The 25,814-nt window shown below is 61.9% G+C and carries 27 protein-coding genes; 19 read left to right on the top strand and 8 right to left on the bottom strand.

The genetic code is table 11. The annotated features are described in order from the left end of the window. Nucleotides 1–78 precede the first annotated feature (78 nt). The gene (locus tag EK373_RS03000; RefSeq protein WP_129641256.1) at nucleotides 79–1,335 is read left to right on the top strand and encodes an MFS transporter; all 1,257 of its coding nucleotides are present in this window, start codon (nucleotides 79–81) and stop codon (nucleotides 1,333–1,335) included. 80 nt (nucleotides 1,336–1,415) lie between these two features. On the opposite strand, the gene EK373_RS02995 is transcribed toward EK373_RS03000, so the two are convergent. The 3 genes from EK373_RS02995 to EK373_RS02985 are packed head-to-tail and all read right to left on the bottom strand — an operon-like array spanning nucleotide 1,416 to nucleotide 4,286. Beyond that, nucleotides 1,416–2,267, bottom strand: coding sequence for a TauD/TfdA dioxygenase family protein (locus tag EK373_RS02995; RefSeq protein ID WP_129641255.1), 852 nt, complete (start codon nucleotides 2,265–2,267; stop codon nucleotides 1,416–1,418). A 34-nt stretch (nucleotides 2,268–2,301) separates the two neighbouring features. Then, nucleotides 2,302–3,339 (bottom strand): 4-hydroxy-2-oxovalerate aldolase, encoded by a 1,038-nt coding sequence (gene dmpG / locus EK373_RS02990; RefSeq protein WP_129641254.1) that lies wholly within the window; start codon nucleotides 3,337–3,339, stop codon nucleotides 2,302–2,304. Further along, entirely contained in the window at nucleotides 3,336–4,286 is a 951-nt protein-coding gene (locus EK373_RS02985) for an acetaldehyde dehydrogenase (acetylating) (protein WP_129641253.1), read from the bottom strand. The genes dmpG and EK373_RS02985 overlap by 4 nt, the downstream gene beginning before the upstream one ends. Before the next feature lie 92 nt (nucleotides 4,287–4,378). Between EK373_RS02985 and EK373_RS02980 the strand changes: the two genes are divergently transcribed. The 5 genes from EK373_RS02980 to EK373_RS02960 all read left to right on the top strand — a co-directional run bounded on the left by EK373_RS02980 (nucleotide 4,379) and on the right by EK373_RS02960 (nucleotide 10,003). Further along, nucleotides 4,379–5,194 (top strand): aspartate dehydrogenase, encoded by an 816-nt coding sequence (locus tag EK373_RS02980; protein ID WP_198683037.1) that lies wholly within the window; start codon nucleotides 4,379–4,381, stop codon nucleotides 5,192–5,194. An 88-nt stretch (nucleotides 5,195–5,282) separates the two neighbouring features. Further along, complete coding sequence (locus tag EK373_RS02975; RefSeq protein ID WP_129641252.1) at nucleotides 5,283–6,014, top strand: GntR family transcriptional regulator; 732 nt, start codon at nucleotides 5,283–5,285, stop codon at nucleotides 6,012–6,014. Nucleotides 6,015–6,451: 437 nt separating this feature from the next. After that, nucleotides 6,452–7,672, top strand: a complete 1,221-nt coding sequence (locus tag EK373_RS02970; RefSeq protein WP_129641251.1) for an FAD-dependent oxidoreductase — start codon at nucleotides 6,452–6,454, stop codon at nucleotides 7,670–7,672. Nucleotides 7,673–7,681: 9 nt separating this feature from the next. Continuing rightward, nucleotides 7,682–8,209 carry a cupin domain-containing protein gene (locus tag EK373_RS02965; protein WP_129641250.1) on the top strand — a complete coding sequence of 176 codons (528 nt, stop codon included), beginning with the start codon at nucleotides 7,682–7,684 and terminating at the stop codon, nucleotides 8,207–8,209. Nucleotides 8,210–8,212: 3 nt separating this feature from the next. Next, on the top strand, nucleotides 8,213–10,003 hold the full coding sequence (locus EK373_RS02960) for a gamma-glutamyltransferase family protein (RefSeq protein ID WP_129641249.1): 1,791 nt from the start codon (nucleotides 8,213–8,215) through the stop codon (nucleotides 10,001–10,003). A 47-nt stretch (nucleotides 10,004–10,050) separates the two neighbouring features. Here the strand turns inward: EK373_RS02960 and EK373_RS02955 are convergent, their stop codons facing one another. Then, the gene (locus tag EK373_RS02955; protein WP_198683036.1) at nucleotides 10,051–10,392 is read right to left on the bottom strand and encodes a non-heme iron oxygenase ferredoxin subunit; all 342 of its coding nucleotides are present in this window, start codon (nucleotides 10,390–10,392) and stop codon (nucleotides 10,051–10,053) included. Nucleotides 10,393–10,614: 222 nt separating this feature from the next. Here EK373_RS02955 and EK373_RS34170 point away from each other — a divergent pair, with 222 nt between their 5' ends. Genes EK373_RS34170 through EK373_RS34165 form a run of 3 tightly spaced genes read left to right on the top strand, consistent with a single transcriptional unit; the run spans nucleotide 10,615 to nucleotide 12,165 of the window. Beyond that, a complete protein-coding gene (locus EK373_RS34170; RefSeq protein WP_129641248.1) occupies nucleotides 10,615–11,256 on the top strand; it encodes an IPT/TIG domain-containing protein in 642 nt (213 codons plus the stop codon). Beyond that, nucleotides 11,153–11,959, top strand: coding sequence for a hypothetical protein (locus EK373_RS33615; RefSeq protein WP_232831002.1), 807 nt, complete (start codon nucleotides 11,153–11,155; stop codon nucleotides 11,957–11,959). The genes EK373_RS34170 and EK373_RS33615 overlap by 104 nt, the downstream gene beginning before the upstream one ends. Beyond that, complete coding sequence (locus EK373_RS34165; RefSeq protein ID WP_407676184.1) at nucleotides 11,842–12,165, top strand: RHS repeat-associated core domain-containing protein; 324 nt, start codon at nucleotides 11,842–11,844, stop codon at nucleotides 12,163–12,165. The genes EK373_RS33615 and EK373_RS34165 overlap by 118 nt, the downstream gene beginning before the upstream one ends. 1,147 nt (nucleotides 12,166–13,312) lie before the next feature. Here EK373_RS34165 and EK373_RS02940 read toward each other — a convergent pair. Beyond that, the gene (locus EK373_RS02940; RefSeq protein WP_198683035.1) at nucleotides 13,313–14,311 is read right to left on the bottom strand and encodes a 2Fe-2S iron-sulfur cluster binding domain-containing protein; all 999 of its coding nucleotides are present in this window, start codon (nucleotides 14,309–14,311) and stop codon (nucleotides 13,313–13,315) included. 76 nt (nucleotides 14,312–14,387) lie between these two features. Here EK373_RS02940 and EK373_RS02935 point away from each other — a divergent pair, with 76 nt between their 5' ends. The 8 genes from EK373_RS02935 to EK373_RS02900 all read left to right on the top strand — a co-directional run bounded on the left by EK373_RS02935 (nucleotide 14,388) and on the right by EK373_RS02900 (nucleotide 21,858). Beyond that, nucleotides 14,388–15,164 carry a 2-keto-4-pentenoate hydratase gene (locus EK373_RS02935; RefSeq protein ID WP_129641246.1) on the top strand — a complete coding sequence of 259 codons (777 nt, stop codon included), beginning with the start codon at nucleotides 14,388–14,390 and terminating at the stop codon, nucleotides 15,162–15,164. Nucleotides 15,165–15,196: 32 nt separating this feature from the next. Beyond that, nucleotides 15,197–16,369, top strand: a complete 1,173-nt coding sequence (locus EK373_RS02930; protein WP_129641245.1) for a Rieske 2Fe-2S domain-containing protein — start codon at nucleotides 15,197–15,199, stop codon at nucleotides 16,367–16,369. 18 nt (nucleotides 16,370–16,387) lie between these two features. Further along, a complete protein-coding gene (locus EK373_RS02925; RefSeq protein WP_198683034.1) occupies nucleotides 16,388–17,215 on the top strand; it encodes an alpha/beta fold hydrolase in 828 nt (275 codons plus the stop codon). A 1-nt stretch (nucleotide 17,216) separates the two neighbouring features. Beyond that, on the top strand, nucleotides 17,217–17,483 hold the full coding sequence (locus tag EK373_RS02920; RefSeq protein ID WP_129641243.1) for a hypothetical protein: 267 nt from the start codon (nucleotides 17,217–17,219) through the stop codon (nucleotides 17,481–17,483). Between the two features lie 2 nt (nucleotides 17,484–17,485). Continuing rightward, a complete protein-coding gene (locus EK373_RS02915) occupies nucleotides 17,486–18,298 on the top strand; it encodes a DODA-type extradiol aromatic ring-opening family dioxygenase (protein WP_129641242.1) in 813 nt (270 codons plus the stop codon). Nucleotides 18,299–18,354: 56 nt separating this feature from the next. After that, a complete protein-coding gene (locus EK373_RS02910; protein WP_198683033.1) occupies nucleotides 18,355–19,125 on the top strand; it encodes a sulfite exporter TauE/SafE family protein in 771 nt (256 codons plus the stop codon). Between the two features lie 119 nt (nucleotides 19,126–19,244). Continuing rightward, nucleotides 19,245–21,254 carry a M3 family metallopeptidase gene (locus EK373_RS02905; RefSeq protein WP_129641241.1) on the top strand — a complete coding sequence of 670 codons (2,010 nt, stop codon included), beginning with the start codon at nucleotides 19,245–19,247 and terminating at the stop codon, nucleotides 21,252–21,254. A gap of 67 nt (nucleotides 21,255–21,321) precedes the next feature. Further along, nucleotides 21,322–21,858, top strand: a complete 537-nt coding sequence (locus EK373_RS02900) for a gamma carbonic anhydrase family protein (RefSeq protein WP_129641240.1) — start codon at nucleotides 21,322–21,324, stop codon at nucleotides 21,856–21,858. A 15-nt stretch (nucleotides 21,859–21,873) separates the two neighbouring features. Here EK373_RS02900 and aroE read toward each other — a convergent pair whose 3' ends face one another. After that, nucleotides 21,874–22,704, bottom strand: coding sequence for a shikimate dehydrogenase (gene aroE, locus EK373_RS02895; protein WP_198683032.1), 831 nt, complete (start codon nucleotides 22,702–22,704; stop codon nucleotides 21,874–21,876). Nucleotides 22,705–22,709: 5 nt separating this feature from the next. Further along, nucleotides 22,710–23,723: a porphobilinogen synthase gene (hemB, locus tag EK373_RS02890; RefSeq protein WP_129641239.1), complete on the bottom strand. Its 1,014-nt coding sequence runs from the start codon at nucleotides 23,721–23,723 to the stop codon at nucleotides 22,710–22,712. Nucleotides 23,724–23,807: 84 nt separating this feature from the next. On the opposite strand from hemB, the gene EK373_RS02885 reads away from it, so the two are divergent. Further along, complete coding sequence (locus EK373_RS02885) at nucleotides 23,808–24,395, top strand: DNA-3-methyladenine glycosylase I (protein ID WP_129641238.1); 588 nt, start codon at nucleotides 23,808–23,810, stop codon at nucleotides 24,393–24,395. 1 nt (nucleotide 24,396) lies between these two features. On the opposite strand, the gene EK373_RS02880 is transcribed toward EK373_RS02885, so the two are convergent. Next, entirely contained in the window at nucleotides 24,397–25,242 is an 846-nt protein-coding gene (locus EK373_RS02880) for a 23S rRNA (adenine(2030)-N(6))-methyltransferase RlmJ (protein WP_129641237.1), read from the bottom strand. A gap of 25 nt (nucleotides 25,243–25,267) precedes the next feature. Here EK373_RS02880 and EK373_RS02875 point away from each other — a divergent pair, with 25 nt between their 5' ends. Further along, a complete protein-coding gene (locus EK373_RS02875) occupies nucleotides 25,268–25,789 on the top strand; it encodes a hypothetical protein (protein ID WP_129641236.1) in 522 nt (173 codons plus the stop codon). Nucleotides 25,790–25,814 lie beyond the last annotated feature (25 nt).

Raw genomic sequence — 25,814 nt, 5'->3', positions numbered from 1 at the left:
ACCCGAGAATGCGGCGGCCGCTCCAGCATTGGAGCGGCCGCCGTTCGTTTTTGACCTGTTTGTTCTCCCGCACCGTTCATGACTGAGCAGAAAGTGTTTGTGCGTGGCTGGGTCACCGTCGTGGTGTGCCTGCTCGGCATTTCCACCGGGCCGGCCGCATTCGGATTGTCCTCCCTGTTTCTGTTGGGCGGCCCGATCGGGGCAGAATTTGGATGGAGTCGCACGGCGATCAGCGCTGCCGTGTCGGTGATGATGTTGTGCACGGCGGTGTCACTGCCGTTCATGGGGCGGCTCGTCGACCGCTTTGGCGTGAAGCGAATCCTGGTGCCCTCGATCATCGTATTCGGCCTTTGTTTCCTCGCCGCCTCGATGATCAGCAGCTACTGGCAATTCATCGCGCTGTATGTGGCGATGGGCACGATCGCGGTCGGCACCAACAGCGTGCCGTACATGCGTGTGCTGACATCGTGGTTCGATCGTCGGCGCGGACTCGCCATCGGCATCGCGGGCAGCGGCACCGGTCTGGGGTTCGGCTACGTTCCGCTGGTGACGCAGGAGTTCGTATCGCATTGGGGGTGGCGCGGCGGCTATTTCGGTCTCGGCTTGATCATGTTGCTGTTCACGCTGCCAATGGTTGTGTTTCTTCTCCATGAGAAGCCGCAATCGCTGGGCCTGCACCCTGACGGCGCAGCCTCCGATGCGCCGGCGGATCAGCAGCCTGCTGCGACCGGCGACACGTTGTCCGAAGCGATGCGTCGTCGTGACTTCTGGAGTTTGATCACGATCTTCTCGGGCCTGGCGTTCGTGCTGTACGGGCTGATTCCGCACATGGTGCCGATGCTCCAGGATCGCGGGGTGCCGGAGAGTCTGGCCGCCGGGCTGGCTTCGGCGTTTGGTTGGTCCGCATTCGGCGGGCGCCTGCTGATCGGTTTCCTGGTCGATCGCTATGACGCTCGCCGTATCGCCTTCGTGTTCTTCACATTGTCAGCAATCGGCCTGGGCCTGTTGTCCGCGCCGCTGCCGATCGGTGCGTTCATTGTCGCCGCCATCATGCTCGGCCTGAGCCTGGGCGCGGAGGTCGACATGCTCGCGTATCTCACCAGTCGCTACTTCGGCCTGAAGAACTTCGCGCAGATCTTCGGGGCGATGTTCTCGGCAGTGATGGTTGCGATGAGTTTGAGCCCGGTGGCCTTTGGCGCCGTGTTCGACCACACGGGCTCGTACAAAGCCATTCTCGCGATGGGCGTGCCGCTGTGTGTGCTGGCGATCGTGCTGGTGCTGATGCTACGTCCGTATGGCGAGCGCGCTCGCGGCGGGCCGATCTCGGTTACCTGAGCTCGCCTCGGTCATCCGATAAATAAAAAAAGCCCGAGATCCGCAGACCTCGGGCTAGCCTCATTAACCTCTCTCCAGCGTCAGGCGGATTCTTTCGGTCCGCCCTTGTCCGCGATCTGCACACGGAAGCCCGAGCGTAGTTGCGGGAAGTAATCCCAGATCGCCAGGTGCTGCGTGCAGCGGTTGTCCCAGAACGCGACCGAATGCGGCTCCCAACGGAAGCGCACCTGGAAGTATGCGTTCTCGCAGTGATGGAACAGGAACTGCAGAATCGCCGCGCTCTCCGCGTCGGGCACTTCGTTGATGCGGGCCGTGAAGCCTTTGTTCACGAACAGCACTTTGCGGCCCGTCACGGGATGCGTGCGAATGACCGGGTGCACCGCGACCGGAAATTTGCCGTCGGGGTTGAAGCGACCGAATGCGAGCTTGCCGTCATGTGTCGCGGTGAGGCCCTCGAGATACGCCTTCATGCGATCCGATAGCGCCTCGTACGCGGCATACATGCTCGCGAACACCGTGTCGCCGCCCATCGTCGGCAGCGTGTGCAAATAGAGAATGCTGCCCATCGGCGGAATCGCCGCGCATGACATGTCGGTGTGCCATTCCTCACCGGCAACGTGCTTCGAATTCGCATCCGCCTGCAGCTTGCGTACTTCCGGATGATCCGGCAGGCCCTGCAGCGCGTGGATCTGCAGCTCACCGAAATACTGGCCGACGCGCTTCAACGACGGCGGATCGAGCGCCTGGTTGCGGAAGAAAATCACCTGGTGGTCGGCGATGGCGGCATTCAGGTCGGCGACCTGCTGCTCGCTCAGCGGCTTGCTCAGGTCGATGCCCGAGATGACGGCGCCGATGGTCGGCGTCAGCCGCTCGGCGGTAATGGTCTGATAGCTCTGGCTGGGCGGAACTGCTGGCTTCGGATTGGCGGCCATAAACGTCTCAAATCTAAAATGGGGACAGATTTATTTACGACGCAAGTTTCTCGCCGTCGCGAGCTCGCACGAGATCGAGCGCGACGTCGGTGATCATGTCTTCCTGGCCGCCGACCATGCGACGCCGGCCGAGCTCGACCAGGATGGTGCGAGTGTCGAGTCCGTACACCGCGGCGGCCTTTTCGGCGTGGCGCAGGAAGGAGGAATAAACGCCGGCATAGCCGAGCGTGAGCGTTTCGCGATCGACGCGCACCGGCCGGTCCTGCAGCGGACGAACCAGATCCTCTGCGGCGTCCATCAGCTTGAACAGATCGCAGCCGTGCTGCCATCCGTACACATCGGCGGCCGCGATGAAAACTTCCAGCGGCGCATTGCCGGCGCCTGCGCCCATGCCCGCGAGGCTGGCGTCGACGCGAATCGCGCCGTTCTTCACAGCCAGAATGGAATTCGCAACGCCGAGGCTCAGGTTGTGATGTGCGTGAATGCCGCGCTCGGTCTCAGGTTTCAGCACGCGGTCGTAGGCCTGAAAGCGAGCGGCGGTGTCGTCCATCGTCATCGCGCCACCCGAGTCGGTCACATACACGCAATGGGCGCCGTACGTTTCCATCAACTTCGCCTGCGCGGCCAACTGCTCCGGCGGACTCATGTGGCTCATCATCAGAAAGCCCGAAACATCCATGCCGAGCTTGCGCGCGTATTCGATGTGCTGCTGAGAAACATCCGCTTCGGTGCAATGAGTGGCGATGCGAACCGAGCGCACGCCCAGATCGAATGCATGACGCAAATCATGAACGGTGCCGATGCCGGGCAGCAGCAGCGTCGTGAGCTTCGCGTGCTTGATGACGCTGGCGACGGCTTCGATCCATTCCCAATCGGTGTGCTTGCCGAAGCCATAGTTGAATGACGAACCGGCGAGGCCGTCGCCGTGCGCGACTTCGATCGCATCGACGCGAGCTTCGTCGAGCGCTCGCGCAATCGCCTTGACGTGCTCGATGCCGTATTGATGGCGGATGGCGTGCATGCCATCGCGCAAAGTCACATCTTGGATGTAGAGCTTGCTGGTCGGGCTCATGCGGCGATCTCTGCGCTGAGATTGAGCGCCACACGCTCGGCGGTGCGTAGCGCGGCGGACGTCATGATATCGAGATTTCCCGCGTATGCCGGCAGGTAATGTGCGGCGCCTTCGACTTCGAGGAATACGCTGACCTTGAGTCCGACGAATGATTCATCGACGCCTTTGAAGGGCAGCTTGACGCCCGGGCCAATGCGCTCGAACTGCACGCGCTGTTTCAAACGATAGCCGGGAACATAACTTTGCACTTCGGAGACCATCTTCTGCACGGAGGCCTCGATCGCGCCTTCATCGGCGAGCGCGGTCAGGCAGAACACCGTATCGCGCATCACCAGCGGAGGCTCGGCGGGGTTCAGCACGATGATGGCCTTACCGTGCTGCGCCCCGCCTACCTGTTCGATGGCTCGCGCCGTGGTCTCGGTGAACTCATCAATGTTTGCTCGCGTGCCCGGGCCGGCGGACTTGCTGGCGATCGACGCAACGATCTCCGCATACAACACCGGCGCGACTTTGCCGACTGCGGCGACGATCGGAATGGTCGCCTGGCCGCCGCAAGTCACCATGTTCAAGTTCGGCGCGCCGAGGTGCTGATCGCCGTTGACTGGCGGAATCACAAACGGGCCGATTGCAGCTGGCGTCAGATCGATCAACGTCTTGCCATGAGCACGCAACACCGAATCGTGATGTTTGTGAGCACCGGCGGAGGTGGCGTCGAATACCAGCCGGACCTCTTTGAACTCCGGCATGGCGAGCAAGCCGTCGATGCCCTGGGAGGTCGTCGCGACGCCGAGCCGCTTGGCCCGGGCCAGGCCCTCTGACTGCGGATCGACGCCGACCATCACCGCCATCCGCAAGGTGCGGCTGGTGCGGAGGATCTTGATCATCAGGTCCGTGCCGATGTTGCCGGAGCCGATGATGGCTACCGGGACGCGCTGTGTCGGTTCCATGCCCTAGTCCGGGTGAAGGGGTGCCATTAAGGTAGTATGATCATACAATATTATCAAATACCGCCAGATCCGCGGCGGTCCTGAGGCTAGCGATGCGACGTAATCTGCTGCTCGGCATGATCGGCTTCGGCGCCATGGGGCGCGAGGTGATGACCGGCCTCGAGAAGCTGGGCGAGACCGAGACCTTGAAGGCGGTCCTGGTCCGGCCGGGCCGCGAGGCTCCGCACGCCGTCCACGATGTAGATGCGCTGATCGCCGCGCGCCCGCAAGTCGTCATGGAGTGCGCGGGGCATTCGGCAGTCAAGGAATTCGCGGCGCCGCTACTGCGAGCCGGAATCGACGTGATCATTTCGTCGGTCGGCGCGCTGGCCGATGATCAGGTCAGAAGCGAATTGCTCACAGCGGAAGAAGGCGGCGGGCGCGCGCTGCTGCCAGCGGGCGCGATTGCAGGTCTCGATGGACTCTTGGCTGCGCGGCTCGCGGGCCTGGATGAAGTGACCTACACATCCTTCAAGCCCCCGCATGCGTGGCGAGGAACGGCGGCCGAGCAGGTGCTCGACCTAAACCATTCGGAAGCGGAGCGCGAATTCTTCTCGGGCTCGGCGCGCGCAGCAGCGTTGGCGTACCCGAAGAACGTCAACGTCGGCGTGGCCATCGCTCTGGTGGGCTTGGGAATGGACGCCACCCGAGTGAAGCTGGTGTCGTCGCGCAACGTGACCGACCCGCTCGGCCGCATCGAGGCGCGCGGCGCGTTCGGCCACTTCCGGTTCGATATTTTCGCGCGTGCAGCGGCTGATAATCCGAAAACTTCGGCGCTGACCGCGTACAGTATCGTGCAATGTGCCCGCCTCGGCGGCGCCTTGCCGATCGCCGGCTTGTGCTCGCCCCTGACGCCAGCAATCCTATGATTTTTGCCGCCTCTTCTGGCCGCGACCGTTTACTCTGACGCCGCACCAGTCGCGTAAAATCAGCGGCAAGTAAGTACGAGGAAGGACCTTGGAATACCAGGATCTGAGAATTGTCGAAAATCCCACGCTGGTGCGAGAGCATGCGTTGGACAAGCTGCGCAACGCTATCAGCCGCGGCCTGTATCCGCCTGGCATGCGATTGGTGGAGCGCGAGCTGTGCGAGGCGCTCGGCGTCAGCCGCACGTCGGTGCGAGAAGCTTTGCGTCAGTTGCAGGCCGAGAATCTGATCGAAGTCGGCAAACGTCGGAACATCACTGTTGCGATCGTTTCGTCGAAGGATGCCGAAGATATCTATCTGATGCGTGAGATGCTGGAGTCGCTGGCGGTCCAGCGGTTCGTCGCGCTCGCGGATGAGAATGCGATCAAAAAGCTGGTGCGCATTCACAAGGACCTGCGCAAGGTGCTCAACAAGGGCGACGTGCGCGAGCTGGCGATCATGGCCGGCGAATTCTACGAGACCATCCTCAATGGCTCGGGCAGCAAGGTGATTGCTGACATGGCGCGCCAATTGCTGACGCGGGTCAACTATTTGCGCATGCGCTCGATGGCCGAGCCGCATCGTCTCGAAGACGGCATGCACGAGTGGGATACGTTGATCGAAGCCATCGTCGAGCGGAATGCGGAAGCTGCGGCGAAGGCGATGAGTGCGCATTTGTCGAATGCGCGGAAGGCGATCGTGACGAAGCTCCAGCAAGAGGAAGAGCTGGCCGCGGCTGCTGTGCCGGAAAGGGCGGCGGTTTCGAGTCGGCGGTCGGGCTGAAGAGTCGCTTGTTCCGACGTCGCTGAAGAGGCGTCGGTGGCTCGCAGCGCCAGGGCGGGGTGTCTCCTCCCGGCACCGCGCACCCGCCTGCGCACGCTTCGCTCCCGCTGTCGCGGGCGCCCTGCTTGTACGTCCCTGTAGCCCTGCTACGAAGGTCCCTGCTTTTCGAAGCTGCCGGGAGGAGACACCCCGCCCTGACGCTGCCGATACGGCGGTTGAGCTTTCCGCGCCAACTCGGATCGGAAATCCTCTTTCGGCGAACGCCTCGGGTAGCAGGGGCGACAGCCCCGATAATCGCGGGTGGGCGGTGAGTTCCTGATCCGGGGTCAGAGGCGGTAGCCCGTTACGTGACGGGTAGACTCTTTGTCCGATTCTATGTTTGTCATACAAAGTATGCACGGCTACACTGTCTGCCATGGCCAGTGGAAGTGCGATACATGGGTAGAGATCGGGTCATCATTGCCGGAGCGGGGCCCATTGGCGCCGTCCTGGCGTACGCGCTGAGGCGACGTGACATCCCCGTCCTTCTGATCGAAGCGCTACCCGCGCCCGAGATCGATTGCCGGGCGGCTTCCTGCCACCCACCCACCGTCGCGATGCTCGACGAGCTCGGTCTGCTCGAAGACGGCCTCGAGCAAGGTCTCGTCTCGCCCGTCTTCAACTATCTCGACCGGGTCACCGGCGAGCTCGTCGGTCGCTTCGACATCCAAGCGATGCGCGATCGCCCCGACCATCCGTACGTGCTCCAGTGGGAACAATACAAAATCGTCGGGACCGTGCTGAAGCGTCTCGCGGACGACCCAGGCGCCGAAATTCGCATGTCGACGCGCGTCGTCGCGATCGCGCAGGACGCGGATAAAGTCGATGTCACAGTGACATTGCCCGATGGCAGCAGCGAGATTCTCTCCGGGCGCTATCTCGTCGGTTGCGACGGCGGCCGCAGCACCATTCGCAAGCTGGCCGAGATCGAGTTCGACGGCTTCACCTGGCCGGAACGTTTCCTGAAGATCGACACCCGCTTCGATTTCTTCGGCCTGCGGCCCGAGCTCAGCAATCGCAATTACTTCTCCGATCCCGACGAGTGGTTGAATCTGTTCAAAGCGCGCGGCGCCGGCGGCGAAGGGATGTGGCGCGCGGTGAGCCCGACGCTACCGGAGCAAACAGATGACGAGCTGCTATCGCCCGACGCCGTCGAAGCGCGTCTGCAGAAGTTTTGTCCCAAGCCGGGCCGCTATGAGATTGCAACGATCGCGCTATACAAGGTGCACCAGCGCGTGGCTGCAACGTTCAATCGTGGGCGCGTGCTACTCGCGGGCGATTCGGCGCATGTGAACAATCCGGTCGGCGGCATGGGCATGAACGGCGGCATTCACGACGCCATCAACCTCGCCGACAAGTTGAAAGCCATCATGCTGAAAGGCGCCGACGCGCAGCCGTTGCTGGATCGTTACACTCGCCAGCGGCGCAAGGCGCAGGTCGATTACGTGCAGGCGCAGAGCATTCAGAACAAGCAGACGCTCGGTGAGAAAGATCCTGTCGAGCGGGCGCGCAAGCTGGATGGCATTCGGCGCCAGTCGGCCGATCCGGAATTGCACGATGCTTTCATTCGTCGCGCCTGTCTGATCGACAGCCTGCGCGATGCGAACGCCACTCTATAGAGGTCCGCCATGTCCGTTGCCCGTCATTCGCGTCCGCCCGAGTTGGTCGGCGCCTCGCTCGAGCAGATCATGGATCGCTACGTCGCGCGCTTCGCCGATCGCGTGCCGGACTGGAATGCGTTCTCGGATGCAAACATCGACGGCTATCGCCGCGCACAGCACCGCTTCGTTGGCGCGGGCGCATCGGGCAAGCACGACGACAGCAATATCGTGCCCGCGGGCAACTTCACGCTCTCCATCATGTTGGTGCCGCCAGGCCAGGGCAACGCGCCGCACACGCATGAAGTGGAAGAGATCTTCTTCGTGCTTCAGGGGCGCTGTGTCGTGTTCATCGAAGAGGAAGATGGCCGGCGCTTGAGCAAGGAGCTGCAGCAGTGGGAAATGATTTCCTGCCCGCCCGGCGTCATTCATGGCTATGTGAATGAAACCAACGAGCCGGTGTATCTGCAGGTCATGCTCGGTCGGGGCCGACCGGAGACGGCGGGCTTTGCCGATCAGAAATTGTTCGAGAACAAGAACGCGCACCTGACCCGTTAAACGATGTTTACGACGCGTCCGGAAATTCGCGGCACCTTCGGCGTCGTCACCTCCACGCACTGGATCGCGTCGGGCGTGGGCATGGCCATGCTCGAGCGCGGCGGCAATGCGTTCGATGCAGCCGTCGCCATCGGCTTCGTACTGCAAATCGTCGAACCTCATCTGTGCGGCCCGGCCGGAGAAGTGCCGATCATCTTCAAGTCGGCGCGCGACGATGAGCCCACAGTGCTGTGCGGTCAGGGCGTAGCGCCCGCGGCCGCAACGATCGAGCACATGCGGTCGATGAATCTCGACATGGTGCCGGGGTCGGGACTGATTGCCGCCGTCGTGCCCGGTTCGTTCGATGCGTGGATGACGCTGCTTCGAGATCACGGCAGCATGCGGCTCGCGGAGGTGTTGGAGCCGGCGATTCATTACGCCGAAGCGGGGCATCCGCTGCTCCCTGGCGTGTCGCGCGCGATTGCCGACGTTGCTGAGGCGTTCCGAAAGGAATGGCCAACGTCCGCGCCGATCTGGTTGCCGAACGATGAAGTGCCAGCGCCGCATCAGCTATTCCGCAATCCCACGCTCGCAGCGACGTGGCGAAGAATTCTGAATGAGGCCGGCGAGGGTACTCGCGAACAGCAGATCGAGCGCGCGCGTGCGGCGTGGTCGAGTGGGTTTGTTGCTGAAGCCATCGATCGTTTCTGCCGCACGCAGGAGCTGATGGATGCGAGCGGTGAGCGCCACAAGGGACTACTCACCGGCGACGATATGGCGAAGTGGCAAGCCACCTACGAGGCGCCACAAACGTTCCGTTATCGCGATTGGACCTTCCACAAGACCGGTCCTTGGGGGCAAGGGCCGGTGTTGTTGCAAACGTTATCGCTGCTCGCGGGCTACGACTTGTCGAAGCTGCCGGCCACTGAACCGGAGTTCGCACATCTCGTCCTCGAAGCGCTCAAGCTCGCATTCGCCGATCGCGAGGCGTACTACGGCGATCCCAATTTCAACAAGATTCCTCTCGATGCGTTGCTGAGCGAGAGCTACGCGGCCGAACGTCGCAAGCTGATCGGTCAAAACGCTTCACACGAGTTGCGGCCCGGCGTGCTGCCTGGCTTCGAAGCGCAGGTTGCCAAGTGCCTGAGCATGGTCCGAATCGCCAAGAACGAAAGCGGCGGGCTGGGCGTCGGCGAGCCGACCATGATGCACCTGAAGCCGACGCTGAAGCCCGGCGACACCGTGCATTTCGATGTGATCGATCGTTTCGGGAACATGGTCTCGGCGACGCCGTCGGGCGGCTGGCCGCAATCGTCGCCGACGATGTCCGAGCTGGGATTCGCGCTGAACACGCGCGCGCAGATGTTTTGGTTGGAGCCTGGGTTGCCGGGCAGTCTCGAGCCTGGCAAACGTCCGCGCACGACGCTTACGCCGACACTAGCGACACGCGACGACGGGTTGTCATTGATCTGCGGCACGCCAGGCGGCGATCAGCAGGATCAATGGCAGCTGATTTTGTTACTGCGATGCATCCATCACGGGCTCGATCTGCAACAGGCCATCGATGCGCCGCTGTTCCATAGCGTGCACTTCCCTGCGTCGTTCTATCCACGCGAGGCGCTGTTAGGAACCGCGGTGCTCGAAGAGAGCTGCGGGGAGAAAATAATCGCTGAGCTGAAGAGCCGCGGTCACAAAGTGAAGGTCGCGCCGGAGTGGTCTGCTGGCCGGCTCACAGCGGCGTCACGCGGAACGGATGGAATATTGCGAGCGGCCGCCACGCCACGCCTGATGCAGGCGTACGCGGTCGGAAGATAAGAAGAAAAAAGTACGCCCGCCGCCACGAAAGCGGCGAGCGCTGCAACTCAGTTCTTCAGCAACAAATAAACTTTGCCGTCGGTCACTTCGATCGGCCAGGTGCGCAGCGCCTGCTTGCACGGCAAGCTCTTCGCCTTGCCCGAGCAAACATCGAAGCTGCCACCGTGCAGCGGGCAGAAGACGATGTTCCCTTGCAGCCGCCCTTCGGACAACGATGCAATGGCGTGAGTGCACTCGTCATCGACTGCATAGAGCTTGCCGCCGACGTTGCAGACCAGGAGCGGATCCATGCCCTCCAACTGCACACGCAACATGCCGCCGGGCGCAACCTCGCCCGCCTCACACAACAGGCGTCGATCAACAGAAATCATCGCGGCTTCGGCGCTCACTTTGTAAACCTAGCAGTAACAGTAGTTGTAGTATTGTCATACAAAGATCACCAGGTCAACTCTCCATCGGGTTTTCCCCGAGGTGAAGTTCGGGGCCATACCAGCGGTTGTTAGCGCTGCGACGAGCACCAGCCTGGTAGTCGCTGTGCCTGCGAGGGCGGCTACTGGATCAATCACCGTGACTGAGGGCAGTGACGCAGCAACGAGCGGCACGATCTAGTTGTGCGCAAACCCACGATCGTGAATTTCATGCCGATCGCGGTTGCTCCTGGCGCTGCGGTGACCCTCGTAGGCACCGACCTCAACCTCGTACCAGGCAGCACCACAGTTTCCGTCGGCGGCGCTCCTGTCACTGTCACATCGGTGAGCAATAGCCAACTCTTTTTCAATGCGCCGACTGCAAGTGGGTCCGGTCCGATTCAGATTACGACGTCTTACGGAGTCTCAACGAGCGCCTCGCATCTGATGATGGCTCCATCGCACACGGCGCCTAACGTCGTTGCTGCCGCGTCCGGCAGTGTCGATCAACAGTTTCGCAGCGCCACCGTCGGCCACGACGCGCTGAACCGCCAGATCTCCGTGCAACGCGGCGGGGCAACTGAACCAGGTCACGACCCCATTCGGCCAAGTCATCGGGTATGGCTACAGCAACGGACGCATCAGCGCGATCACCGTCAATGGGGGTTCCCTGCTGAGCAATGTGCTGTACGCACCGTTCGGCCCGACGCGGGGCTGGACCTGGGCGAACGGAACGTTTGCCGTGCGCGAGTACGATCTGGATGGGCGCGTTTCGGCCATCGACAGCGCGGGACTGTCGAGCTACGAGTCTTTCCCCGACGGCACGATCAGTTCCTGGGCGAATGAAGATGATGCTTGGCCGGCGGAGGCGGGCGGGCTCACTGAGTTCGACATCGATACGGCAAGTAACCGACTCGCCGGTAGCGACGGCTTGCAGGTGCGTACCTATTCATACGATGCAGCAGGCAACATTACCTCCGATGGAACACGGACGTTTGCCTATAACGATGCAGGTCGAATGATTCAGGCGACCTACAACGGCCTTACGGCCAGTTATTTGCTCAATGGCCTGGGCCAACGCGTTCGCAAGAGTGTCACCGGCCAGCACACTCACTTCGTTTACGACGAGGCGGGGCGACTGATTGGTGAATACGACAATTCCGGCGGTCTCATTCAGGAAACCGTATGGCTCGACGATGTGCCAGTCGCGGTACTTAAGTCTAACGGTAGCGGCGTGAGTGTGTTTTACGTTCATGCCGATCATCTAACTACGGCGAGGAAGATTAGTCGGCCAAGCGACAATGCGATCGTCTGGCGGTGGGATAGCGATCCATTCGGGTCTACGCTGGCCATGAAGATCCCGATGGCGATAGCGTCGCCTTTAAATACTCCCTGCGCTTTCCAGGGCAGTACTTTGATGATGAAACGGCGCTGCACTACAACTACTTCAGGGACTATGACCCGGGCACGGGGCGATACATCCAGAGCGATCCCATTGGATTGGGCGGCGGCATCAACACGTACGGCTACGTCGAAGCCAATCCGGTGAGCAGCTTCGATGCATATGGTTTGCTGTCGTGTAAAGGGAAGTGGCGGATCGCTGGAGACCGGTTTCTCGAGGTCCCGACGCGTTCTTGGGGCAGCTTGTTCATCCCGTCTGCCGCTGTTACTGGGAATGCATACCCTGTCGAGGAGCTTGGATGTCCGATCCGAACAGCTCTTATTCGCTGCCCACAACGACAGGAAGAACGGTAGTAAACCACGACACGAGAAGGCCAGCGAACACCGGTAGTGGCGGAATACGGCCTACTCCCAGAGGGGCTGGCGGCACACCGAGTAATGCGATGGGTGGGTCCTACACCTGCATGGGATGTCAGAAGCCAGGCCCGGAGGAGAGTTGTAACTTCGGTGTCTGCTACAAGGATGCCAATTTCAATGAGTAGCCAGATGAAACGATTGATTGGCTTAGCCGTAGTAGTCGCGTTGGGGGCTGGCTGCGCAGATACAAACGACGCTGCGGCTGAGGCCGGGCTGCGCGAGGCTGCCCGTCGATTCGTCCCCATGACGCGCGAAATGTCGTTGAAGCACCGGGCCTGCCCTGGATACAGTTATCGTTTGAAGTGACGCGTGCGCCTACCGAATTTGGTATCGGCCTCGATCAACTAAAAGCCGCGCAACGCGACGGATGGCTTCTCTGTGAGCAAGCCACTCCCGCCTGGAATGGCTTCGATGATACGAGGCAAGAGCCAATGAGGTACGCAACTGAGCGGACCTACATGCTATACACGGACGAAACCCTTGTGGTCATGATCGGCAGACACGAGCACGAGACAGAAGGCGCGTGGAAGGCGAATCGAGAGCGAGGGGGCGCTACGGTTCAGAACATGTTTATAACAGCGCATCGTGTTAATGGGCAGGAAGCGCGCAAGCAAGCGGCCGATCTTGGGCTTCAGTGTGGTTGAAAGCTGTTTGCAGTGACTCTAGTCGACAAACCAAAGACTACGACCGCAATGCCTTCTCATCGAGGTTCGCTGTAATCCAATCGGTCGCTTCTTTGACCTCAGCGCGAGCTGCGCTGCTTCAGAGCTTCGTTCTCGATGAACGGATCGATAATGTTGAGCAGTTGCTGCTTGGACTTGGGGTTGAGCTGTTCGATCTGCTTGAGCCGCCGCTCCAGCCGCGGGCTGAGCGCTGCCTTGGCCGGGCGCTTGGTCGGTGGTGCATCGCTGAGCAGCTGATCGGTGCTGACGTTCAGCGCGCGAGGTCAGCAAGCAGGTTCGCCGGCGGTGATCGCTCTCGGACTCGTAATAGGTGATGAGTCGGCGCCAGATGCCGAGCTCATCAGCGAGCTGATGCTGGGTGAATTCTCATTAAGGCCAGCCGTCCGAGGTGGGCTACCCGTTTATCCGCCCGGCTGAAACCTCTCTGCCCTAATCGCCGCCACGCCGACTCCATGCTCCGCAATCGCCTTCCTCGCCGCGTCGACCATTCCCGGCGGACCGCACAGGTAGCTCACGGTCTCCGCGTCAAAGTCATCTTGCTGAAGTAGCGACACCGCCGTCCCGCGACGAATGTCCGCGTCAGCGCCTTCCATCACGGCAATGCGAACTTCCAGCTCCGGCATCGTCCCGACCAGCGCTGCGAGTTCGGCTTCGTAGAAGAGTTCCTGTCGCCGAGTGCACCCAAAGCACAGTAGTGCTCGCTGGCCGCGGCCGCGGAGAGAGCGAATCATCGACAAGACTGGGGCGAGGCCGGTGCCGCCGGCAATGAAGACATGGCGACGCGCCCGATCGTCGAGGCCGAAGGAGCCAAGAGGAGCCTGGAGCTTGACCCGGTCGCCGACCTTCGCGGTTTCCTGCAGCCACCGCGACATCTTACCGTCCGGCACGAGGCGGATCATGAGCTCGATCAAGGGCAGCTCGGCCGGGGTACTGGCGATGGAGTAAGCGCGCGCGCCGCTGATGCCGGGCGCGGCCAAGCGCACGTACTGGCCGCTCTGAAATGTGAAGTCCTCGGCGCGATCGAGCTTGAGCGTCAGAAGTGCGACCGAGGGCGCGGCTCGCTGTACCCCCATAATCTCCGCGGAATGCTTCGCGGGAGCCGAAGGCGCCGGCTTGAGCGGATAAGGCAGCTCGAACGATGCGTCCGAGTTCAGGCGAGTCAGGCAGCCAGGCCGCAGTCCAGCCACCAACTCATCCGCGTTGACCGGCACTTTGCCTGTCAAATCAACGACGGTTTGCCCGTCCACGCACTGGACTACGCAACTTCCGCAGCTGCCGGTGCAACAGTCATAACGGACCGGTACATCCACGGCCAGTGCGCCTTCCAGCACGGTCTGACCCGGCTCGACCTCGACCGTCAGCTCCGCGCCGTCCTGAAAAATCAATCGCGCCCGATGCATTAAGGTAACCGCTTGCCAACCATGTTGCATGATTATCATACAATCATATAACGTTGGATCAGCAAGAGGGCGAACCATGGATCAAAGAGTCGGCGAGACCGCGCGAGCTTTATTGGATGCGTATAGCGGCGCACCGCTGCCTCCGATCCGCAGTCGATTCGATGCGGGCGACACGCGCGCGGCCTATGCCGTGCAGCTGGCGCAGATCGCGCATTGGGTCGAGCAGGGCCGCCGGCCAGTGGGCCGAAAAATCGGGCTCACGTCGCCGGCGGTACAGAAGCAACTCGGCGTCGCCGAGCCGGATTTCGGTCAGCTGTTCGCGGACATGGTGTACGGCACCGGCGAGACCATTCCGGTTTCTCGTCTGCAGCAGCCGCGCGTGGAGGCCGAGATTGCGCTGATCCTGTCTCGTGACTTGGATATGGCGCACGCGACGGTGGCCGATGTGATCGCATCGGTCGGTTGTGTGTTGCCGGCGCTCGAAGTCGTCGGCAGTCGCATCGCCGGTTGGCAGATCGACATCGTCGACACCATTGCCGACAACGCGTCTTCGGGCGTGCTGGTGCTCGGCGGACCCGCGCAACGGATCGAGGGACTCGATCTCGTGAACTGCGCGATGACGATGACATTGAACGGCAAGCCGGTGTCGAGCGGCTACGGTCGCGATTGTCTCGGCGGTCCGCTCAACGCAGCGGTGTGGCTTGCCAGACGCTCGCGCCAGCTCGGCCGACCGTTGCAAGAAGGCGAGCTCGTGATGACGGGCGCGCTCGGACCGATGGTATGCGTGCAAGCGGGCGACGTGGTGCACGCGACCATCGCCGGCATCGGCCAGGTCGGCGTGCAGTTCGCATAACCAGATTTTTGATTCGAGGACGTGAGTAGATCATGAGTGATGACGCGCAAACCCCGGAAGGCGTTCGCCCCGAAGTTGCCGCAGCCGTCGGCGACTGGCGTGCCTATGTGGAAGCAAAGATGGGCTTCCGCAATCACTGGTATCCGGTGCGCTTTTCCAACGAGCTCGCGGAAGGTCAGCTCACCACTCTGCAGGTGCTCGGCGAGAAGCTGCTGCTGAAGCGCATCGACGGCAAGGTCTACGCGATCCGAGATCGTTGTTTGCACCGTGGCGTGCCGCTGTCGCGCAAGCCGGACTGCTACACCAAGGACACGATCACCTGCTGGTATCACGGCTACACGTATCGTTTCCAAACCGGCGAGCTGGTGAACATCCTGGCCGTGCCCGACAGCCGGCTGATCGGCCGGCGCAAGATCCAAAGCTTCCCGTGCCAGGAAGCGAAGGGTTTGATTTTCGTGTTCATCGGCGACATGGATCCCGTGCCGCCGTTGAGTCAGGACGTACCGCCGGGCTTCCTCGACGACGACGTGATGATTCTCGGCAAGCATCGCGTGGTGAACTCGAACTGGCGCCTCGGCGCGGAAAACGGCTTCGACGCGCTCCATATCTTCATTCACAAAGACACGACGCTGCGTCACTTCCGAACGTTCAACTTCCCGATCGGCCACACGCCGCTGCCGGGTGCGGTGAAGGTTGTCGAAGAGGCCGACGGTCCGAAGGGCGTGATCGACGATTTCGCTCAGCACAAGCCGATCTGGGATGGCGTGATCGACGGTCGCGTCGTGGTGCGCGGTCCACGTTCGCAGCAGGTGCAGGGCACGTCGGCTTCGGTCGGCACGTCGATCTGGCTGCCGGGTGTATTGAAAGTCGAACAGTTCCCGCTGCCGGGCCTGACGCAGTTCGAGTGGTACGTGCCGATCGACGGCAAGACGCATCTTTATGTGCAGACCATCGGCCAGCAGGTGCAGACCGACGAAGATCGTGCGGAGTTCGCGAACAACTTCGAATCCATTTACAAGCCGCACGGTCTGGACGGCTTCAACGCCGACGACATCTGGGCCCGCGAAGTGACCGAGCCGTTCTACGCCGATGATTACGGTTGGGTGGATGAAATGTTGTGCGAGCCGGATACGACCATCCTCGAATGGCGGCGCCTGGCGAGCCGCGCGAATCGCGGTATTCAGACGCCGCAAGACTTGCGTTGATTTCGACGAGCCATGCCCATGACTGAATTCGTTTCGAACTTCGTCGACACCAACGGCATCCGCACGCACTACCTGGAAGCGGGCAGCGGCCCGACGCTCGTGCTCATGCACGGCGGCGGCGCGGGCGCCGATGCGTATGGCAACTGGCGCGAGTGCATTCCGATCTTCGCGAAGAAATATCGTGTGATCGCGCCGGACATGGTGGGCTTCGGTCGCAGCGACAAGCCTTCACCGGACGGCTATACCTACGATCAGCCCGGCCGGAATCGTCAACTGGTGACCTTGCTGGATGCGCTCAACATCGAGAAGGCGTTTCTGGTCGGCAATTCCATGGGTGGCGCGACTTGTATCGGCGCGACGCTGCAACGTCCGGAGCGCGTCGAGCGACTGGTGTTGATGGGCAGCGCCGGTTTGCCGATTCCGGAACGTCCGTCGCCGCAGTTGCTGCACAACCTGAACTACGATTTCACGGTCGACGGCATGCGTCGCGTGATCGCCGGCCTCACATCGCCGAAGTATTCGCCGCCGGAAGAGTTGGTTCAGTATCGCTACAACCTGACTCACGAGCCGGGCGCCAAGGCGGCGTTGTCGGCCGTGAACGCCGAGACGCGCAAGGGCACGCTGAACTATCCGGAAGACGAGCTGCGCAAGATCAAACAACCGGTGTTGATCGTGAACGGGAAGGAAGACGGCGTGTCGACGCTGGCGCGCGCCTATCGGTTCCTCGAGCTGCTCGAGAACAGCTGGGGCTACATCGTGCCTCACTGCGGCCATTGGGCGATGATCGAGCACACCGCCGATTTCTGCGCGGCCGTCGATCGGTTCCTGTCGCAGCCGGTGAACTGAGGTGGCGACTCCGCCGCGCGGCGTGCACGAGCTGATCGAGCACCTGATCGAGACGCCCACGGATCGCGGCTTGATTCGAACCAGCCCCGATGTGCTATTCGATCGCTTCGATGTGCCCGCTGACGTGCGCGAGATTTTGTGTGGCGGCGGTCGTGACGACTTGCACCGCCTCGGCATTCATCCCAATCTGGTGATCAAATGGCTGATCTGGTCGGGCCGGCCGACCATGCCGTTCTTCCCCATCGATTATTACTTCGCGAGGCGCTGACCATGGGCAAGATCGTGGGCGCGTTCGCCATGTCGCACGTGCTGGGCGCTCCCGGCGGGCTCGAAGAGCAGGCCGAGCGCGTTTTCGTGGGCATGAAAGAGCTGGGGCGCCAGCTGCGCGAGACTCACCCGACGCTGCTGGTCGTGATCACAAGCGATCATTTGAACAACTTCCGGCTCGATCAGCCCATGCCGTTTGCGATTGGCACTGCCGATTCGTACACGCCTTATGGCGATATGGGTCTGCCGACGGATCCGATTCGGGGCGACGCTGCGTTCTCCACCGGCTTCGCGATGTTTGCTAACGATCGTGGGTTCAGGCTGGCCAAGCCAACGCGCTTGCGGCCGGATCACGGCGTCATGATTCCGCTTGGCATCGTCGATCCCAAGCGCGAGCTGCCCATCGTGCCGTTGTATGTGAATACGGTGTACACGCCGGCGCCGACGCCGCACGAGAGTTGGCGACTTGGAGAGTTGCTGCGCGCGTATGTCGCCGAGTATTGCAAGGCCGATGAGCGCGTCGCGTTGCTGGCCGGCGGCGGTTTGTCACATTGGCTGGGCGTGCCCGAGGAAGGGCGAGTCAACGAGAAATGGGATCGCTGGTTCATGGACATGCTGGCGACCGGTCCAGGCGCGAGCCTGGCGAAGCTCAGCAACGAACAGATCCTGATCGATGCGGGCAATGGCGGTCTCGAAGTCAATGCTTGGATCGCACTCGCCGGCGCGCTTGCCGGTGCGACCGGTGAATGTTTGTTTTACGAAGCGATTCCTGCCTGGGCTAGCGGCATGGCGGGTATGGCGTTTCAGGTACGATGACCCGTCCCTCATAACCAGAACCACGGGGTCGGGGCATGAATAGAGGCAGCTGCTAAGTGATGACGTCCTGGGATTTGTTGATCGCCGCACTCGCGGCGGTCGGGGCCGGCTTGATCAACGCATTGGCCGGCGGCGGCACACTGATCAGCTTTCCGGTGCTGGTTGCGGTGGGCGTGCCTCCGGTGGCGGCAAATATCACCAACGCAGTCGCACTGTGCCCTGGCTATTTCGGCGCAACCATCGCGCAACTGCCCAATCTCAAAGGTCAACGCGCGCAACTCCTGCTGCTCGTACCGGTGGCTGTGTTGGGCGGTCTTGCCGGCGGCATGATTCTGCTGCGCACTGGCGAGCGCACGTTCACCGCTCTCGTGCCCTGGATGATTCTCGCCGCGTCGTTGCTGCTCGCTGTGCAGGAGCCGGTAAAGAAATTCGTCGCCAGGCGGTTGGCGAACTCCTCGCAAAACCATCACACGGCATGGTTCTCGGCACTGCCGATCGCCGCCGCCGCCATCTATGGCGGCTTCTTCAGCGCGGGCATGAGCGTGCTGTTGCTGGCCGTGCTCGGCTTGACGCTCGATGATTCTCTGACCCGGCTGAACGCGCTCAAGCAGGTGTTGGCGTTCAGCGTGAACATTGCCGCTGCGGTGTTCTTCCTGTTCTCCGATCAGGTCGTCTGGATTGCGGCTGCGGTCATGGCTGTCGGTGCGCTGATCGGTGGTGCGATCGGCGGCAAGCTGGCCGGCAAGCTGCCGCCCGCTGTCCTGCGCTGGGTCGTGGTGGTCGCAGGCATCGCGATTGCGATCGTCTACTGGGTGAAATCCAGCTAATCGTCCCCAAAAACCTTCGGAACGCTCTGCCCCGGACCACGGGGCGGGTGTCATTGGACTGTCCGGCTCCTTACAATCGGCAGTCCGCTGTCCTTCGTATTCAGGATCCGGGGTTCATCATGACTGCACCGAGCAACGATCTGCCGGTATTTTCTGCAATCAAGCCTGCCGAAGTGGAGGCCAGGATCCGCGCTTTGCTCGACGCGAACCGGGCGGAGCTGGAGCGGCTGCTGTCGAGCGACGCGGCCACCTGGGACTCGCTGATCGTGCCGCTGGAGGAAATGCAGCATCGCCTGTCCCGCACCTGGTCGCCCGTCGGTCACATGAATGGCGTCGTGAACAGCGACGAGCTGCGCGCCGCCTACAACGCCTGCCTGCCGTTGCTCACCGCCTGGAACACCGACCTCGCGCAGAACGAGCGTCTATACAAGGCGTACGAGACGGTGCTGAAGAAGGAAGGCCCGCGGCTGTCGCCTGGTCAGCGCAAGCTGGTTGAGAACGCGCTGCGCGATTTCCGTCTGGCTGGCGTCGCGCTGCCGCCCGACAAGAAACAGCGGTACAAGGATCTGGTCGAGAAGCTGGCCACGCTGCAGTCGAAGTTCGATGAGAACGTGCTCGATGCGACCAACGCGTGGTCACGTCTGCTCACCGATGGGAAAGAAATCGAAGGGCTGCCCGCGCCGATTGTCGAACGCGCGCGTGCCGCTGCCGAAGCCAAGCAACAGAGCGGGTGGTTGTTCACGCTCGATGCGCCCAACTACACCGCAGTGATGATGCATGCGGCGCACGAGCCGCTGCGTCGGGACTTCTATCATGGCTGGACGACGCGCGCGTCCGAGCAGGATGGCAATGAAGGCCGTTGGGACAACACCGAATTGATGGATCAGATTCTTGCGGTCCGTCACGAGGTCGCCAATCTTGTTGGCTATCCGAACTACGCCGAATATTCGCTCGCGACCAAGATGGCTTCGTCGGTGCCCGAAGTGCGTGGCTTTCTCGAGCAGCTGGCGACGAAGAGCAAGCCGGTCGCGCAAAACGAGTTCGACGAGTTGACGAAGTTTGCGGGTCGCGAGCTGAACGCTTGGGACGTGGCGTTCTACGCCGAGAAACTCAAGCGCGAACGGTTCAATCTGTCTGAGGAAGCGCTGCGTCCTTATTTCCCGCTGCCGCGTGTGTTGGCCGGAATGTTCTCGGTTGCCGAGAAGTTGTATGGCGTGAAGATCGCCGAACGCACTGGCGTCGACATTTATCATCCCGATGTTCGTTTCTACGACATCCTCAATGACGACGGTTCGAGGCGCGGCAGCTTCTTCGTCGACCTGTACGCTCGCGCCAAGAAGCGCGGCGGCGCGTGGATGGATGAGTGTGTGGGTCGCAAACACATGGGTGGCGCCACGGCGTTGCCGGTCGCTTATCTGGTCTGCAACTTCATGCCGCCGGTGGGCTCACAGCCGTCTCTGCTGACTCACTCCGAAGTCGTGACGATGTTCCATGAGTTCGGTCATGGCCTGCACCACATGCTGACGCGCGTGGATTATCCGAGCATCGCAGGCATCAATGGCGTTGCCTGGGATGCGGTCGAGCTGCCGAGTCAGTTCATGGAGAACTTCGCGTGGCGAGCGGAAGTGATTCCGATGATTTCGGCGCACGTCGAAACCGGCGAGCCATTGCCGGAGGCAGAGCTGCAGCGTTTGCTGGGTACACGCACGTTCCAGGCGGGCATGCAGACCGTGAGGCAGCTGGAGTTCGCGCTGTTCGATCTGCGCATTCACAGTGAGTTCGTGCCGGGCGCGGCCAGCAAGGTTCTGCAGACGCTTGGCGAAGTCCGGTCGCAGGTCGCCGTCGTGAAACCGCCGGCGTTCAATCGATTTCCGAACAGCTTCCAGCATATTTTTTCCGGCGGCTACGCTGCCGGGTACTACAGCTACAAGTGGGCTGAAGTATTGGCGGCGGATGCGTTCAGTGCGTTCGAGGAAGGCGGCATCTTCAATCGTGCGGTGTCGAGTAAGTTCCTGTCGGCGATTCTGGAGCAGGGCGGGAGTCGAGATGCGATGGATGCGTTTGTCGAGTTCCGCGGGCGGAAGCCGACGATTGAGCCGTTGCTGAAGCAGTTGGGGTTGGCCGCATGACGCGGCCACATAAATTTCACGCACAGATGAGATTGCATGGCGAGCGCTGCGCTCGCCCTAACGCGCCATGACAATTGAAACTTACAAGGGCGTTGCGCCGACGCTGGGGGCCCGTGTTTACGTGCATCCTGCTGCGGTCGTTATCGGCAAGGTAACGATCGGCGACGACTCATCTGTGTGGCCGACCGCGGTCGTGCGCGGCGATGTGCATTCGATTCAGATCGGCGCTCGCACGAGTATTCAGGACGGTTCGGTGCTGCACGTGACGCACGATGGCCCCTACGCGCCGGGCGGGCGAGCGTTGATTATCGGTTCGGATGTCACAGTGGGTCATCGCGTGACGTTGCACGCCTGCACGATCGGTAACGCGTGCTTGATCGGCATGGGCACGATCCTGCTCGACAACGTTGTGACCGAAGACTTCGTGATGATCGGGGCCGGCAGCCTTGTCCCGCCAGGCAAAGAGCTGAAGACCGGCGGCCTGTACGTTGGCAGCCCGGTCAAGCGGGTGCGCGATCTGACGGAGAAAGAAATCGCGTTCCTGACGTACTCGGCCGCGCACTACGTCAAGGTCAAGGACGAGTACTTGCGAGCTCAGGCGTAACACACACCTTCTTCGTTATGCCTGCGCTTTGATCGCTTCCAGCACGGGTTTCGTATCGGGCTTCATTCCGCGCCAGAGCAGGAACGCTTCCGCCGCTTGCTCAACTAACATCCCCCAACCTGTCTCCGCGCGTCCCGCCCCGACCGTCTTCGACCAGCGGGTGAACGCGGTATCGCCCTTGCCGTACGCCATGTCGTAACACAACGTAGCTGGCCCGATCGCAGTGCGAGGAATGGGTGGGATGTCATCTTGTAAGCTGGCTGAGGTGGCGTTCAGCACCAGATCGAAGACGCCATCGCTGACATCCTCGAACGTGCAGCCGCGCACGGTGCCGAGCAGCTCGAACTCTTCCGCCAACTCCACGGCGCGCTGCTTGGTGCGATTCGCGATCTCGATGCATTCAGGCGCGGCTGCGAGCAACGGGCCCATGACGCCACGCGCGGCGCCGCCGGCGCCAAGTAACAAAATGCGCGCGCCAGCAATATCGAAACCAAGATTGCGCGTCAGATCGGTAACGAGGCCGGCGCCATCGGTGTTATCGCCGAGCAGACCGTCGCTTCTCCAGACCAGCGTATTCACGGCACGTGCGATCTCAGCGCGCGGCGTGCGATATCGAGTCACGATATTCGCAGCCTGCTTGTGCGGCACCGTGATGTTCAATCCTTTGCCGCCCGAAGCGAAGAACGCACCCACATCGCGCTCGAAGTTTTCCGGCGTCACCGCCAGGCGCGTGTAGCTCATCGCCTGGCCGGTCTGTTTGGCGAACAGACCGTGGATGAACGGCGACCAACTGTGCTGGATGGGATAGCCCACCACGGCGTAGCGATCGATGCTGGTGTCGTTCATGGCGCTTACCTCGCTTCTTTGAGCCAGGCCGCCGCCTTCTTGGCGAAGTACGTGAGAATCCCGTCCGCACCGGCGCGGCGAATGGACATCAATGTTTCCAACACGATGGCGCGCTCATCCAGCCAGCCGTTGCGAAACGCGGCCATCTGCATCGCGTATTCGCCGCTCACCTGGTAGACGAACGTGGGCGCGCCGAAGGTGTCTTTCACACGGCGCACGATATCCAGATAGGGCAGGCCCGGCTTGATCATCACCATGTCTGCGCCTTCCTGCAGATCGAGCGCTACTTCACGTAACGCTTCGTTGGTGTTCGCCGGGTCCATCTGATAGTTATATTTGTTGCCCTTGCCGAGATTCGCGGCCGAGCCGACGGCATCGCGGAACGGGCTGTAGAAATTCGACGCGTACTTCGCGGCGTAGGCGAGGATGCGGGTGTTTACGTGCCCGCCCAACTCGAGCGCCTCGCGAATCGCGCCGATGCGGCCATCCATCATGTCGCTCGGCGCAACCACATCGGCGCCAGCTTCGGCGTGCGACAGCGCTTGTTTCACCAACGCTTCGACGGTGATGTCGTTCACCACATAACCGGATGCATCGGTGATGCCGTCCTGGCCGTGCGAGGTATACGGATCGAGCGCGACGTCGGTGATCACGCCCAGCTCTGGCACCGCCTTCTTGACAGCGCGCACCGCGCGTTGCGCCAGGCCCTCGGGATTCCACGCCTCTTTGCCGTCGTTGCTCTTGGCCGCCGGATCAGTGACGGGGAACAGCGCCAGTGCGGGAATGCCCAGCTCGACCAAAGATTCGGCCTCGCGCACCAGTTCGTCGACGCTGACGCGCTCAATGCCGGGCATGCTGTCCACGGTCTGCCGCCGCGACTGGCCTTCGATCACGAACATCGGATAGATCAGGTTGTCGGGGCTCAGCGAGGTTTCACGCATCAGGCGGCGCGAAAAGTCGCTGTAACGCATGCGGCGCAGGCGCGTGCTGGGGAATTCTCCTGACTGAAAATTAAACATGACGGCTTCCGGCGGGCGTGACTGCCAAACTATGGACCAAACTTATAGACAGCCAAAGTCTACACCCGTTGCATACTAAGCCCCATGCGTGAACCCACTCGCTGCACCTGGCCGCTCGGCGGCAATGAGCTCTACCTGGAATACCACGATAAGGAATGGGGCGTGCCGGCCTGGGACGATCGCACCCAGTTCGAGTTCCTGATCCTGGAGGGCGCGCAGGCGGGGCTGTCGTGGTCGACGATTCTCAACAAGCGCGAGGGCTATCGAGCCGCCTTCGCTGGCTTCGACCCTGAACGCATTGCCAAATTCGGCAAGCGGGACGTTGCGCGGCTGATGAAGGATCCGGGCATCGTCCGCAACCGGCTGAAGATCGAGTCCGCCATCGGCAACGCCAAGGCCTTTCTCGCGTTCCAGGGCGACTTCGCGAAGCACTTGTGGAGCTTCGTCGGCGGCAAGCCCATTCAGAACAACATTGCCGAGCACGGCAAGGTTCCGGCCACCAGCCCGGAGTCGGACGCCTTGAGCAAGGATCTGAAAAAGCGCGGCTTCCGTTTCGTGGGCAGCACCATCATCTATGCGCACATGCAGGCGACCGGGATGGTGAACGATCACCTGACCAGCTGCTTCCGGTACAAGCAGTGCAAGGCGTTGGGCAAGAAGGCGGCGGCTTAGATCACTCCGGCACCAGCCAGCTGATATTCACGCCGCCGGCGCCGTCTTCGGACAACGCCGCGTGCGCCTCGCGCAGCGCCGGCGCGATCTCCTCGTCGAACTGCCAGGGCGGGTTGGCGATGATCAGGCCGGAGCCGTTCAAGCCGAGCGGCGAATCCGCCGGCCGTACGCTCAGCTCGACCAGCAGCAGCTTCCTCAAGCCGGAATTCTGCAGCGACAGGTGCAGCCGCTGCGTCTCGCGGCCCAGCTTGATCGGATACCACACTGCGAACATGCCATTGGGCCAGCGGCTCAGGCCGAGCAGCAGGGCTTTCTCGACTTGCGTGAATTCGTTTTCCGATTCGTAGGGCGGATCGATCAGCACCAGGCCACGATTCTCACGTGGCGGTAGATATGTTTTCAGCGCGGCGTAACCATCGCCACACACCACCGACACTCCGCGTCTACCGCGCGTCGCTTGTTCAAGCGCTTGCGCCTCGGCGATTTGCTTTTCGACCAGCACGATGCGATCGCCAGGCCGCAGATCGCGTGCCGCCAGCACCGGCGAGCCCGGATAGCGTTGCGTCGTGATCGCGGAAATCTCTTCCGGGGAACTAACGGCGTCCAGATAGCGCCGAAGATCTGGAGAGGCGCGGGCAATGCGCAGCGCGCGGCCGATGCCGTCCTGCCATTCGTTGCCGCGTAATGCATCGTGGGACAGCAGGTCGTACCACCCTCGACCCGCATGAGTGTCGAGATAGAACAACGGCTTGGGCTTGCGCTTCAGTCGGTCGAGCAGCGCCAGCAGCACGATGTGCTTGTGGACATCGGCGAAGTTGCCGGCATGGAACACGTGGCGATAATTCACGGCGGAACTTTAACGGGAGAGATCCATGATCGTACTGAATTCTCCAGCGCGAGGCTCTTCGTTCCTGACCGTATTCGTGCTGGCGGCGCTCAGTGCGGCCTGCACCGGCAACTCGCGTGTCGATACGAGCCGGAGCGCTGCAGCGGCCGACCCGGCATCGGTGGAGGCGATCAGGAATGGAGGGAAGAAGATGCCGCCCATGCGCGCGCCGGGCGAGGAGGCTGCGCCTGTGCAAGGCTCGGCCGAAGTGCCGCCGCAGTTGCTCGCGATATTCCAGGACGATCTGGCTCGCCGAGCGCTGGTGAAGCACGATGCGGTCACTGTAGTGAGCGCCACCGAGCAGCAATGGCCGGATGGCGCGATGGGTTGCCCGCAGCCCGGACAGATGTACACGCAGATGATCGTGCCGGGCTATCGCGTCGTGCTGCAGGCGAGCGGCAATCGCTACGCGTATCACTCAGATCGGCGCGGCAACTTCATCGTGTGCTCGAATGGCCTGGCGTTCAAGCCGGTGAGAGAGCAGGTGAAGGGCGAGTTGGCGCGCTGAATGTCACAAACCAAAGTTTGTGCGC

Origin of the sequence: Peristeroidobacter agariperforans (assembly GCF_004138335.1) — a bacterium.
GTDB lineage: Bacteria > Pseudomonadota > Gammaproteobacteria > Steroidobacterales > Steroidobacteraceae > Steroidobacter > Steroidobacter agariperforans.
This window is presented reverse-complemented; position numbering and strand designations above follow the sequence as displayed.

What these genes read in the sequence shown, in the direction of transcription:
- EK373_RS03000 (WP_129641256.1), top strand. Translation starts at nt 79, where the DNA reads ATGACTGAGCAGAAAGTGTTTGTGCGTGGCTGGGTCACCGTCGTGGTG.
- EK373_RS02995 (WP_129641255.1), bottom strand. Translation starts at nt 2,267, where the DNA reads ATGGCCGCCAATCCGAAGCCAGCAGTTCCGCCCAGCCAGAGCTATCAG.
- dmpG (WP_129641254.1), bottom strand. Translation starts at nt 3,339, where the DNA reads ATGAGCCCGACCAGCAAGCTCTACATCCAAGATGTGACTTTGCGCGAT.
- EK373_RS02985 (WP_129641253.1), bottom strand. Translation starts at nt 4,286, where the DNA reads ATGGAACCGACACAGCGCGTCCCGGTAGCCATCATCGGCTCCGGCAAC.
- EK373_RS02980 (WP_198683037.1), top strand. Translation starts at nt 4,379, where the DNA reads ATGCGACGTAATCTGCTGCTCGGCATGATCGGCTTCGGCGCCATGGGG.
- EK373_RS02970 (WP_129641251.1), top strand. Translation starts at nt 6,452, where the DNA reads ATGGGTAGAGATCGGGTCATCATTGCCGGAGCGGGGCCCATTGGCGCC.
- EK373_RS02965 (WP_129641250.1), top strand. Translation starts at nt 7,682, where the DNA reads ATGTCCGTTGCCCGTCATTCGCGTCCGCCCGAGTTGGTCGGCGCCTCG.
- EK373_RS02960 (WP_129641249.1), top strand. Translation starts at nt 8,213, where the DNA reads ATGTTTACGACGCGTCCGGAAATTCGCGGCACCTTCGGCGTCGTCACC.
- EK373_RS02940 (WP_198683035.1), bottom strand. Translation starts at nt 14,311, where the DNA reads ATGCATCGGGCGCGATTGATTTTTCAGGACGGCGCGGAGCTGACGGTC.
- EK373_RS02935 (WP_129641246.1), top strand. Translation starts at nt 14,388, where the DNA reads ATGGATCAAAGAGTCGGCGAGACCGCGCGAGCTTTATTGGATGCGTAT.
- EK373_RS02930 (WP_129641245.1), top strand. Translation starts at nt 15,197, where the DNA reads ATGAGTGATGACGCGCAAACCCCGGAAGGCGTTCGCCCCGAAGTTGCC.
- EK373_RS02925 (WP_198683034.1), top strand. Translation starts at nt 16,388, where the DNA reads ATGACTGAATTCGTTTCGAACTTCGTCGACACCAACGGCATCCGCACG.
- EK373_RS02915 (WP_129641242.1), top strand. Translation starts at nt 17,486, where the DNA reads ATGGGCAAGATCGTGGGCGCGTTCGCCATGTCGCACGTGCTGGGCGCT.
- EK373_RS02905 (WP_129641241.1), top strand. Translation starts at nt 19,245, where the DNA reads ATGACTGCACCGAGCAACGATCTGCCGGTATTTTCTGCAATCAAGCCT.
- EK373_RS02900 (WP_129641240.1), top strand. Translation starts at nt 21,322, where the DNA reads ATGACAATTGAAACTTACAAGGGCGTTGCGCCGACGCTGGGGGCCCGT.
- aroE (WP_198683032.1), bottom strand. Translation starts at nt 22,704, where the DNA reads ATGAACGACACCAGCATCGATCGCTACGCCGTGGTGGGCTATCCCATC.
- hemB (WP_129641239.1), bottom strand. Translation starts at nt 23,723, where the DNA reads ATGTTTAATTTTCAGTCAGGAGAATTCCCCAGCACGCGCCTGCGCCGC.
- EK373_RS02885 (WP_129641238.1), top strand. Translation starts at nt 23,808, where the DNA reads ATGCGTGAACCCACTCGCTGCACCTGGCCGCTCGGCGGCAATGAGCTC.
- EK373_RS02875 (WP_129641236.1), top strand. Translation starts at nt 25,268, where the DNA reads ATGATCGTACTGAATTCTCCAGCGCGAGGCTCTTCGTTCCTGACCGTA.